Below are 2,381 nucleotides of genomic sequence, written 5' to 3' on the forward strand. Positions count from 1 at the left end.
GTTTTTGGGTGGGGCGGTGGAGGGGTTGCATGTTGACGGCGTTTGGGGGATATCGGGCGGAATGGTGAGAGTCAAGCCCGTAAGACACGCTTGATGACGCGTTTGCTTGCTCGTGACCTGTTCGACGCATAACCTCGACGGCAGTGAGGAGTTACTCCGCGCAGTGCGGATTGCCATACCGGTGAACGACGGACGAACAAGCTTGGGTGATCGAGGCAGGCGAGGTGTCGGATTTCGAGGCCGACACCCGGTCGGCCTTGGCTTGACACGATCCCGGCGATGACGCCGACCGGGTTGTCCGCGGCGCGTCTGTGACCCCTCCTGTTTTGTGGCCGCGTTATGAGGTGTTGACGACGCGAGGAGGGCGGGGCGCACATGGGGCCGCTGGTCGTGGTGCTGATGGTGGCGGTGCTCGTGCTCGCGTTCGGGATGGTCGCCGCGCTCCTCGTCGTCGTACGACGCACTTCGGGCGGCCTGCCCCGCGCCGCCAAGCCGAGCCCTGAGCAGCTGCAGGCCGTACAGGACGAGCTCGAGCAGGCGCGTGAGGAGGCGCGCGAGATCCGCACCAAGGCGGAGACCGACGCCGAGGAGATCCTGCGCAGGTCGGAGGCGGCGGCCGAGAGCGCCGCGCAGATGCGGCGGGAGGTCGAGGAGGAGGCGCGCATCCTCAAGTCCGAGCTCAAGGAGCTGCGCACCGACCTCGAACGCCGCGAGGCCCGCCTGGCCGAGCGCGAGCAGCGGCTCGATGAGGAGGCCAGGCGGCAGGCCGAGCGCGACAGGAAGCTCGCCGAGACCGAGATCGAGCTGGCGGGCCGCCGCGAGGAGCTGCTGCAGGCCGAGGACGAGCGCCGGGCCGTCCTGGAACGGGTCGCCGGTCTCACCGCCGAGCAGGCCAAGGCCGAGCTGGTCAAGGAGATCGAGAACCAGGCCAAGCGCGAGGCCGCGCTGATCGTCAGGGAGATCGAAGGCGACGCCCGCAAGGAGGGCGAGAAGCGGGCCACGAAGATCGTGACGCTGGCCGTGCAGCGGCTCGCGGCCGAGCAGACGGCCGAGTCCGTGGTCAGCGTGCTCCACCTGCCGGGCGACGAGATGAAGGGCCGAATCATCGGGCGTGAGGGGCGTAACATCCGCGCGTTCGAGTCCACGACCGGGGTGAACCTCATCATCGACGACACCCCGGAAGCGGTGCTGTTGTCCTGTTTCGACCCGGTGCGGAGGGAGACGGCGCGGCTCACGCTGGAGAAGCTGGTGCTCGACGGCCGCATCCACCCGCAGCGCATCGAGGAGGCCCACGTCCGCAGCCGCCAGGAGGTGCAGGACCTGTGCGCGCGGGCCGGTGAGGACGCCCTCGTCGAGCTGGGCATCACCGACATGCACCCGGAGCTGACGCTGCTGCTCGGTCAGCTGCGCTACCGCACCTCGTACGGGCAGAACGTGCTCAAGCACCTCATCGAGTCCGCCCACATCGCCGGCATCATGGCCGCGGAGCTGAAGTTGAACCCGACGCTGCTCAAGCGTTGCGCCCTGCTCCACGACATCGGCAAGGCGCTCACCCACGAGGTGGAGGGCAGCCACGCGCTGATCGGCGCGGAGATCGCCCGCCGCTACGGCGAGGAAGAAGACGTCGTGCACGCCATCGAGGCGCACCACAACGAGGTCGAGGTCCGCACGGTCGAGGCGGTGCTCACGCAGGCGGCCGACGCGATCAGCGGCAGCCGTCCGGGGGCGCGGCGGGAGTCCCTGGAGGCCTACGTCAAGCGCCTGGAGCGGCTGGAGCAGATCGCGCAGTCGTACGAGGGCGTGGAGAAGGTGTTCGCCATGCAGGCCGGGCGGGAGATCCGCGTCATGGTCAAGCCTGACGCGATCGACGACATCCAGGCCCAGGTGATCGCCCGTGACGTGGCCAAGCAGGTGGAGGAGGAGCTCACCTATCCGGGGCAGATCCGGATCACGGTGGTGCGGGAGTCGCGGGCGACCGAGTTCGCCCGGTAGTCACCAGGTGAGTTCGGGGCTCTCGAAGCCGCCGCCGAACGCGGTCGCGGTGCGGAGCTTCCAGCGTTGCCGGGCGACGTACGGGATGCCGCGCGGCGCGGTGACCTCGTACCAGCCGCAGACCTCCATTTCGCCCTCGTAGGCGAAACGCATGTCGTGGCAGCGCAGCGGGGTGGTGACCGTGCGGTTCGCCTGGGAGTCGTACAGCTCGATCGACAGGTCGACGGACGTGCCGACCTTGCCCTTGGCGCGGGCCTGGATGTAGGCGCGTTCGCCGACGACCTTCAGGCAGGGGCTCATCGTCAGGCCGTCCTTGGGCGGCGACCAGGTCCGGCAGCCCACGCGTTCGGGGGCCGAGGGAGGGCTCGGCTTGAGGGTGACCGCGGGGG

At 69.3% G+C, this 2,381-nt stretch carries 2 protein-coding genes; one reads left to right on the forward strand and one right to left on the reverse strand.

Annotated features, from left to right (window positions below):
• Nucleotides 1–375 precede the first annotated feature (375 nt).
• Entirely contained in the window at nt 376–1,992 is a 1,617-nt protein-coding gene (gene rny, locus C1J01_RS47600) for a ribonuclease Y (protein WP_111185698.1), read from the forward strand.
• Here rny and C1J01_RS47605 read toward each other — a convergent pair.
• A partial coding sequence (locus C1J01_RS47605; protein WP_220040483.1) for a hypothetical protein occupies nt 1,993–2,381 on the reverse strand: 389 nt, incomplete at its 5' end. It abuts the gene before it with no gap.

This window comes from Nonomuraea aridisoli (genome assembly GCF_003236395.1).
GTDB classification, from domain to species: domain Bacteria; phylum Actinomycetota; class Actinomycetes; order Streptosporangiales; family Streptosporangiaceae; genus Nonomuraea; species Nonomuraea aridisoli.